We start from the raw sequence: 8,804 nt of genomic DNA, 5'->3' as shown, positions 1-8,804 counted from the left end.
GCACTTATGGATGCATCGGGAGCCTTTGAAAGCCGAAGGGCAGTAAAGTTAACGGCCGGAATTGCATACGTATATGTAGGAGTGGTTCAATAATGGTATATTCATCGCTCTAACAAACAATACAATAGTTCAATGAACATAGAAGAAATTAAAAAAGTACTTCCTCATCGCTATCCGTTTTTATTGGTGGATCGTGTGCTGGAAGTAGACGAAACAAGTATCAAGGCCTACAAGAATGTTACGGTGAACGAAGAATTCTTTAACGGACATTTTCCGGGACAGCCTATCATGCCGGGAGTGTTGCAGGTTGAGGCATTGGCCCAGGCCGGCGCCATTATGCTGATGACACAGCAGGTGGATGATCCACAGGAGACCCTGATGGTGTTCACAGGTATCAACAAGTGTAAATTCAGAAAACAGGTGGTACCCGGAGATCAGCTGATGCTGGAAGTTGAGCTGGGAAGTAAAAAGCGCAACTTTGTGACCATGAAAGGTATTGCCACTGTTGATGGTAAAGTAGCCTGTGAACTGGAAGCATCTGCTGCACTCGTGCCACGGGAGAGTGTATGAGTACCCAAAAATCCTCCGGTAAACCTGCAAAGATCACTACACAAACCGTAGTGGATATGAAGTCGAAAGGAGAGAAGATCTCCATGCTTACGGCGTATGATTATACGATGGCACAGATCATAGATCAGGCCGGAATTGAAATTATTTTAGTGGGTGATTCTGCGAGTAACGTAATGGCCGGATATGAGACTACGGTTCCGATGACACTCGACCATATGATCTATCACACTTCTTGCGTAGTCAGAGGAGTGGATCGTGCTTTGGTGATCGCAGATCTTCCTTTTATGAGCTATCAGGTTACCACCAAAGAAGCACTGATCAGCTCAGGACGTATGATGAAAGAAGCCGGAGCTCACGCCGTTAAAATGGAAGGTGGCAAATATATTGTGGATACCGTGAAGCGTATTGTGGATGCCGGAATTCCGGTGATGGGGCATTTGGGACTCACCCCACAAAGCATTTATAAATTCGGCACCTATAAAGTACGGGCTACGGAAGAGGATGAAGCGGATGAGCTGATCCGGGATGCGAAATTACTTGAGGAAGCCGGATGTTTTTCTCTGGTGCTTGAAAAGATTCCCGCTAATCTTGCTGAAAAAGTAACTGCAGAATTGTCTATTCCTACCATTGGGATTGGTGCAGGTCCCTCATGTGACGGACAGGTTCTGGTGCTCCATGATATGCTGGGTCTTAATAAAGAATTCAATCCACGATTTTTACGGCGTTATGCAGACTTAAATTCAGTGATGACTGAAGCGGTTCAGAATTATATCAAAGACGTTAAGAACAAAGATTTTCCAAATAAAGACGAGCAGTACGGCGAATGAGCGATTCCAAACGACCATTTATTTTAGTAAGTAATGACGACGGTATTTTTTCACCCGGTATAAAAGCACTCGCAGAAGTGGCGTCTGAATTCGGAGATGTCTATATCGTAGCCCCGGATAAAGAACAAAGTGCTGTGGGACATTCCATAACCATTCAGGTACCGCTGCGGGCAAGTAAATTTACCGTTGCCGATAAATTCCAGGGAGAAGCCGTAAACGGAACACCGGCTGATTGTGTGAAATTGGCTCATGGACAGCTTTTAGATCGTAAACCTGATCTTGTGGTGAGTGGGATCAATCATGGCAGTAATGCCGGTATTAACATTATGTATTCCGGGACGGTGAGCGCAGCTACGGAAGGCACCATATTGGGATATCCTTCCATTGCAGTTAGTTGTACGGATTTCAATGAGGATGCGAATCTGAACGGGTGTCAGGAAGCTGCGCGACGTGTGATCGGTTTTGTGCTTAAGAATGGATTGCCCCGGGGAATTACGCTGAATGTAAATGCTCCGGCGGGAGAATTCACAGGGATTAAGTGGACTCGTCAGGCTGATAGTCGTTATGTGGAAGAATATGAAAGCCGGACAGATCCCTTCGATCGTGCTTACTACTGGCTCACCGGTAAGTTTGAGTTACTGGATGAAGGAAAAGATTCAGACATCCACGTTTTGAATGATGGAAAAGCTTCAGTCACGCCTATCCAATATGACCTGACCGCCTATAATCTGCTCGAGAATGTAGATGATGAGAGCTTGAATGAGTGATCAGTTTCTAATGGCCGTTTTCAGCTAACCGTTTGATCACATTCATCCAAAATTGTTCGTAGATCTTCTTGCTTTCTTTATTCATTTGAAGATGCATTTGGGCTAAATGAGACAATGGCACGCTTTCCTGGTGGGTACCCCATTTCGCACTTTCTATGGACACAAAAGCGTCGTTTCCGCCTTCCTTTTCAAAGATCTGGCTATTTTGAAATTTGAGTACGGGGTTAATGGAATATTCGGTGCCTTTCCCAACGGCCGCGCTGTACGAATAATAGGCTACGTCTTCAACATTGGGGTGACCGGGATTGAAAACCTCTTTTACATAAGAACAGGATAGCTGCTCCAGTGATCCCAAGGCATCACTTTTTGTTTTTGGAAATACATTATTACCAAACCAATCGAAGACCAAACTCAGCTTCTCAGTAAGCAGCTCAGGGGCTTTTAACACAAGGTCAGCAAGGCTTGAGCCATGGTGTGGAGTGGCTATTGTGGTCAGGCTTTCAACTTTGTGGGCGACATCCATTTTTGAAAGGGCGCATCTTATATCGAGTCCACCCATGCTGTGTGCAACCACATTTACTTTTTCATAATTGTGATCTTCACAAAAATCATGGATCAACTTTACCCAGTTTTCGGCACGTGTTTCAATTCGTGCATAGGGCACAATATTTGGAGCAATGGCAACCACTCCGTGCTCCCGAATTTTCATGCAAGGGTCATGTAAAGGCCCTGATTTTATGACCGACCCAATAGCTCCATAGCCGTGACAGAGAAATACAGGGTATTTTAGTTTTAGTAATTCAGGCTGAGGATATTCCTTGAGTTCAAATCTTTTTAATATGTTGGAGCGGTCCGCCATGGTTAATTTAATTCTGATTCAGTGGGTTCAACAAGCAGCGTATCAAGGCTTGGATCGGTGGTTAAATGAATTGTGCGTAATACTGTTCCTTCGTTATAAACATAAATGTGCATGTCTCGGGAGGGGAAATTGATCTTTGCGGGTGCTTCGATATCATATTTGATCAGGTCTTTATGTAAGCCTATATGAAACATTGTTTTTGAAAACCTCGAAGGTACCCGAAGCCGGTATATTTTTCGGGCAAACGAAGAATCGATATTAATTGTAGAAACACTGATTTGTTCGGAGGTTACTAATGAATTATAAATATGGACATTAAGTAAGGAGTCCAGCTGTTGGGTATTCTGAAGGCTGTAATTTTTATAAGATGGTGATGACACTAGTATAATAACACTGACGATGCAAGACAGTATTAACAACACAGTAATGATTCTTTTGCCCTTTTTTCTGTTAATCATGAACGCGGATTGGTAACTTAATTTCATTGATTTACCTTCAGTCCAAATCTATAAACTTCTGCAGTAAAAAGGATATGTCATTTAAGGTCCAAAAAGTTGAATCACAAAAACATATAGAAGCTTTTCATAAGCTTCCGGAGCGTTTATATCAAAATAATCGATGGTATCGTCCTCCGTTCCGGTTTGAAGTGGAAAATATATTTGACCGGAAGAAAAATGAGAGATTTCAAAAAGGCGGTGAGTGCGAGCGATTTTTGATCTACTATAAAGACCACGTTGTTGGAAGATTTGCCCTTTTTATTGATCCCCAAAAAGATGAGCGATACGATCCCAAGCTGGGTGGCATTGGGTTTATTGAGATGGAGAACCGCATCGGTATCACAGAACACATGATCGGTTTTGCAAAAGAGTGGCATAAAGAAAGAGGATACGCCGGATTTAGAGGCCCTATTAACTTCGGAGAAAATGACACCTTTTGGGGAGTTCTGATCAATGGTTTTCAGGATCATAATGTGTATGGAATGCTTTATCACCTCGAATACTATGAGAAGCTGATTGAAGCCACCTCTCCGGAAAAATTCGATGACCTGTACATGTATCAACTGGATCTGAGCCGGCCAATGCCCGAGCGACTGGTTAAAATTACGGAGCGATTAAAATCTCGGGATTCGATCGAGATCCGTCCCATTGATAAGAAAAACCTGGAGCGGGATGGAGAGCTTATTCGGCAGATCTACAACCGGGCATTCAGCGACCAGGTGATACAGGAAAGGGAGGAGGAGTTCATTGGTATCACCAGGGAAACTATCCGTCAGATGATCAAAAAATTAAAACCGGTTCTTATGCCGGGAACCTCACCGATCGCGTTTGTGGATGGTGAACCGGCCTCCTTTTTGGTGAGTGTTCCGGATCTGCATGAGATTTCAGCCCAAACCAATGGACAGTTAAAATGGTGGCAGCTGCCAAAACTGGCAGGCTTCAAAAAGAGAGCGTCTAAATTCCGGCCGCTTGCTTTCGGTACTGATCCAAGATTTCGTGGAAGGGGGTTGGAGGCGCTGGTCTTTATCGAAGGATTCCGGTGGACAAGGCAAAACTATCCCAATCTGAAAGTACTTGAAGGTGGCTTTGTAAGCGAAAAGAACTGGATCATGCGTCGCAGCCTGGAGGCTTTGGGTTGCAAGATAGCCAAGACGTACCGGGTGTATAAGTGGATGGTTGATTGAAAGTTGAGAGTTGATAAAGTGATGGAGGTGAAATCCAACACTTTGAGCTATATCAAAATGATGTGAAAGGCTGTATTGCAGGAACTAAATCTATCACCCTATCAACTCTCAACTTTCAACATCCAAAACCTATCTAAAAATCGTATTCAAGATCTCGATGGCAATGTCTTTCTTCGTGCCCTGGAATTTTTGATCAGATTTGATCCCTAAAAGGTGAACGGTGTTGGAATCAGACTCAAAGCCGGCATCTTTATCGTTCAGTGAATTTGCGATGATCCAGTCGGCATTCTTCTTTTTAAGCTTGGAAGTGGCGTTCTCAATGAGGTTCTCTGTTTCCATGGCAAAGCCGATCAGTACTTGCCCGTCTTTTTTATGTTCTCCGAGCCAGGCTAAAATATCCTGTGTTCTTTTCAATTCGATCGAATTTTCGCCCTCTGTTTTCTTTACTTTTTGCTGGTGAATTTCAGTTGGGGTGAAGTCGGATACAGCCGCCGCCATAATGATCACGTCGGCATCCGCATATTCTTTGACTGCTTCAAAAAGCTCAGCCGTACTTGTGATACTGACGGAGTGTATTCCTTCCGGTCTTGAGACAGAAAGCGGTCCATGTATCAGAGTGACATCCGCACCCAAACTTTGAGCAGCTTCTGCCATGGCAATGCCCATCTTACCGGAACTGGGATTGGAGATAAACCGCACCGGGTCGATATGTTCGCGGGTTGGACCGGCAGTGACTACTACTTTCTTTCCCTCCAAAGGACCTTTTACAGATCCCATGATCTCAGAAGCTTTTTCTAATATATCTTCGATCTCGGGAAGCCGGCCTTTTCCTTCCAGGCCGCTGGCCAGATATCCCGTTTCCGGTTCAAGAATGTGATATCCAAACTCTTGTACTTTGTTGAGGTTTCTGGAAACGCCGGGTGATTCATACATCTCACCATCCATGGTAGGGCAGATCAGCACCGGACAGCGGGCAGCGAGCACGGTACTGGTAAGCATGTTGTCAGAAATACCTGTCGTGATCTTAGCAAGTGTATTTGCCGTACAGGGAGCGATCACAAAAAGGTCAGCCCACTCGCCCCAGTTAATGTGGCGGGTCCAGTCACTTGAACCGGGATCATCAGGGAAGATATCAACAGCCACTTCATGGCCGGAAAGGGAAGCGAAAGTCTCTAAACCAACAAAGCGGGTGGCCGAGGGCGTCATGGTGACGCGAACTTCAGCTCCCGCTTTTTGAAATTCTCTAAGTAAAAAAGCAGCTTTATACACTGCAATTCCCCCGGTAACACCTAAAATAATGCGTTTACCGGAGAGCATAATTAATCTTCTTTGTCAGGATGACGGTAGTAGATCTGGTCTTCCTGCATTTCCACAATAGCGCGTTGAGTAGCATGTGGAAGCTTTTCGAAGGCTTTGGAGATATTTTCCTGCTCTTCGTTGAATGAAAACTCATCTTCTTCTTCAAATCCTTCGAAGTACTGAAGTTTTTCATCCAGTTCTAATTTTTCCTGAGCGGCAATTTGTCGGGCTCTTTTGGAAAGGATCACAAGTAACTCATATTTGTTACCTGTTTTGAATTTAAGTTTCTCAATGTCTAATGTTTGGACAGCCATGTATGGTCTCAGTTTTGATTCATGAATTCGAGTACGGCTTCTTTAACCTGTGCATAAGCCGCATCTAAATCGTCATTAATAATAACCTGATCAAATCGATCAGCATATGTAAGTTCTTTTTTGGCGCGTTCAAGCCGCAGAGCGAGAGTTTCGTCATCTTCCGTTCCGCGATCCAGCAGGCGCTGCTTCAATATATCAATAGATGGCGGCTGGATAAACAAACTGAGGCTTTCATCCCCATAAATATCCTTGATATTAACCGCACCTTTTACTTCGATGTCAAGCAAAATAAAATAGCCTGATTTTAGCTTTTTATCAACTTCTGAACGCAGTGTTCCGTATTTCTTTCCGCCATAGAATTCTTCCCATTCCAGAAATTCCCCGGTCTTAATTTTTTGGTCAAAATCTGCATCAGTAAGGAAGTAGTAGTGCTTTCCGTCTTCCTCGCCTTCTCTTGGCGGACGTGTAGTAGCCGAAACGGAGAACTTTAATTGTTCAAAATCTTTAAAAAGCCTGCGCGCCAGCGTTGTTTTTCCACCGCCGCTGGGTGCCACTAAGATAATTACTTTGCCTTTTTTCATAGTAAGTAGTAAGACATAAGATGTAAGATGTAAGATATTTTTTCAAATATCTTACATCTTATGTCTTAAATCTAATTTATTCGACGTTTTGTACTTGTTCGCGGATCTGCTCCAGGGCTTCCTTGCACTTAACCACGTATTGGGCAATTTCGGAATTATTGGCTTTGGAGCCGATGGTATTCAGTTCGCGGTTGATCTCCTGGGTCAAAAAGTTCAATCTTCTTCCGGCCGGCTCGGGTTGTTCTACCGCTTCGATGAAGAATTTAAGGTGTGATTTAAGTCGTACAATTTCTTCGGTAACATCCATCTTATCAACCAATATGGCTACTTCCAGTTCCAGGCGTTCCGGGTCTATCTTATCTTCATTGATCAGATTCTGAATTCTCTCCAGCAACTTATCGCGGGTTTCCTCGGCTCTGCCGTTTGTTTCGTTGGTGATGATCTCAAGATTTGATTCAATGAACTTGATACGGTCAATTAAGTCGTTCTTAAGCTGGTCGCCTTCCTGGGTACGCATTTTCAGCAGAGAGGACACGGCTTCTTCAAGTGCTTTTTCCGCAACTTCCCATTTTTGCTCAATGATCTCCTCGTCTTCTTCTTTGTTGATGAAAACGTCATTGAATTGTGTCAAATCCCTTATCGAGATGGGATCTTCAATTCCCGCGGTGGCACGTAATTCTTCAAGGATTTTGGTGTAACCCTTTACTTTGGCCTCATCAACAGAAATAGAAGGTCCGGCAGAATCAGCTTCAGAAACATATACGGTGATATTAAGCTTGCCGCGATTTATAGTTTTTTGAACCAGTTCCTTTACTTCCAGCTCTTTATCCTGAAGCCGTTGCGGAAGCCGGGTGCTAACATCGAGGTACCGACTGTTCAGAGATTTAATTTCGACGGTCGCTGTGATGCCATTAGAAGAGGCTTCTCCACGCCCAAAGCCGGTCATTGATATAATCATGTGAGATCTTCAAGATGAAAATTGAGCGAGAAAATACAAAAGTATAAGCCCTTAAAAAATTCAGGTATCCTATTTTACTCAAATAAAGATCCTATTAACAGATAAGAGGTATATCTTTCAAGCAGATGATTTATCGGTTTCGTTTTGGAAAATGGGAAAGGTTTAAAATTTGCAAAACTGTTAAACATAATATTCAAAAACACTATCTTATTAGTAAGTAAACGTAGAAAAATTCTATTAGTAATGTTCAGCATTAAGGAAGATCTAAGTTAATTTTTGATCTGCTGATATGGAGAGCATGCAAAAACTATTCATCAAATTATTTATGCGAACAAGTTTCAGTATTTATTTTTCAGTTTTAGTTATACTATTATTTTTCACTTCTTGTGTAAACACAAATAAAACAATAACTGCTACCGCAACTTACCCGCCGGCAACTGTACAGGGATCTGTAATTGACGAGGAGAACGAGACTCCTGTATCAGGCGCTACCGTTTGGGTTGAAGGCACTACCATAAAAACTGAAACGGATTCAGAGGGAAAGTACACCATGAAGGTGCCAAGAGGGGTTTACGAAGTACAAGTTCAAAGGTCAGGCTATGAAGAAAAAGAAGAAAGCGTAGAAATAGAAAATAGATCAGGAAGAGTAAGTGACTTTAATTTCGTACTTACACCAAAGCCACAAAGAAGCCTTGGAGCATATAATGCCGGAGGGGGAAATTCCGGTAACGCTTCCGCTTTAAGTGAAAAGCATAAAGATTTTATTTCCTTTTACATAAATAATGATCTGAATTGTGAACTCAAGAATCCGGAAGATGTGCGTTTTGCTGATTCAGATGATGATGTTTTGTGGATAAATAATCCGGTAGAATTAGAAGTGATGAATTATGAAATGGGTTATAAGGTTATCGTGGACCTCGAAGAATTTGTATCTAAGGAGTATAGTCA

11 protein-coding genes are annotated in these 8,804 nt (G+C 42.9%); 5 read left to right on the top strand and 6 right to left on the bottom strand.

Going from position 1 to position 8,804, the window contains the following annotated elements; translation table 11 throughout:
* The first annotated feature begins 132 nt into the window (after positions 1–132).
* From fabZ to surE, 3 genes are read left to right on the top strand one after another with little or no spacing between them, the layout of a single operon-like run.
* Positions 133–570 (top strand): 3-hydroxyacyl-ACP dehydratase FabZ, encoded by a 438-nt coding sequence (fabZ, locus tag VFM80_RS00645; RefSeq protein WP_395068517.1) that lies wholly within the window; start codon positions 133–135, stop codon positions 568–570.
* Positions 567–1,397 carry a 3-methyl-2-oxobutanoate hydroxymethyltransferase gene (panB, locus tag VFM80_RS00640; RefSeq protein ID WP_395068515.1) on the top strand — a complete coding sequence of 277 codons (831 nt, stop codon included), beginning with the start codon at positions 567–569 and terminating at the stop codon, positions 1,395–1,397. The genes fabZ and panB overlap by 4 nt, the downstream gene beginning before the upstream one ends.
* A complete protein-coding gene (gene surE / locus VFM80_RS00635) occupies positions 1,394–2,164 on the top strand; it encodes a 5'/3'-nucleotidase SurE (RefSeq protein WP_395068513.1) in 771 nt (256 codons plus the stop codon). Before panB ends, surE begins: the two co-directional genes overlap by 4 nt.
* 7 nt (positions 2,165–2,171) lie before the next feature.
* Here the strand turns inward: surE and VFM80_RS00630 are convergent, their stop codons facing one another.
* Together VFM80_RS00630 and VFM80_RS00625 are read right to left on the bottom strand one after the other, a co-directional pair.
* Positions 2,172–3,023, bottom strand: a complete 852-nt coding sequence (locus tag VFM80_RS00630; protein WP_395068511.1) for an esterase/lipase family protein — start codon at positions 3,021–3,023, stop codon at positions 2,172–2,174.
* Positions 3,024–3,025: 2 nt separating this feature from the next.
* Positions 3,026–3,217, bottom strand: a complete 192-nt coding sequence (locus VFM80_RS00625) for a hypothetical protein (protein WP_395068509.1) — start codon at positions 3,215–3,217, stop codon at positions 3,026–3,028.
* A 338-nt stretch (positions 3,218–3,555) separates the two neighbouring features.
* Between VFM80_RS00625 and VFM80_RS00620 the strand changes: the two genes are divergently transcribed.
* Complete coding sequence (locus tag VFM80_RS00620) at positions 3,556–4,704, top strand: hypothetical protein (RefSeq protein WP_395068507.1); 1,149 nt, start codon at positions 3,556–3,558, stop codon at positions 4,702–4,704.
* 129 nt (positions 4,705–4,833) lie between these two features.
* Here VFM80_RS00620 and coaBC read toward each other — a convergent pair whose 3' ends face one another.
* From coaBC to VFM80_RS00600, 4 genes are all read right to left on the bottom strand, one after another.
* Positions 4,834–6,021, bottom strand: coding sequence for a bifunctional phosphopantothenoylcysteine decarboxylase/phosphopantothenate--cysteine ligase CoaBC (gene coaBC / locus VFM80_RS00615; protein WP_395068505.1), 1,188 nt, complete (start codon positions 6,019–6,021; stop codon positions 4,834–4,836).
* Between the two features lie 2 nt (positions 6,022–6,023).
* Entirely contained in the window at positions 6,024–6,317 is a 294-nt protein-coding gene (locus VFM80_RS00610; protein WP_290875920.1) for a DNA-directed RNA polymerase subunit omega, read from the bottom strand.
* An 8-nt stretch (positions 6,318–6,325) separates the two neighbouring features.
* Entirely contained in the window at positions 6,326–6,898 is a 573-nt protein-coding gene (gmk, locus tag VFM80_RS00605) for a guanylate kinase (RefSeq protein ID WP_395068502.1), read from the bottom strand.
* A gap of 76 nt (positions 6,899–6,974) precedes the next feature.
* A complete protein-coding gene (locus tag VFM80_RS00600; RefSeq protein WP_395068500.1) occupies positions 6,975–7,856 on the bottom strand; it encodes a YicC/YloC family endoribonuclease in 882 nt (293 codons plus the stop codon).
* 298 nt (positions 7,857–8,154) lie between these two features.
* Here VFM80_RS00600 and VFM80_RS00595 point away from each other — a divergent pair.
* Positions 8,155–8,804 (top strand): carboxypeptidase-like regulatory domain-containing protein (locus VFM80_RS00595; protein ID WP_395068498.1); only part of this gene is annotated, 650 nt, incomplete at its 3' end.

Origin of the sequence: Gracilimonas sp., assembly GCF_035704785.1 — a bacterium.
Taxonomy (GTDB): Bacteria; Bacteroidota; Rhodothermia; order Balneolales; family Balneolaceae; genus Gracilimonas.
The sequence above is the reverse complement of the archived record's forward strand: the minus strand, read 5'-3'. Positions and strand labels throughout refer to the sequence as shown.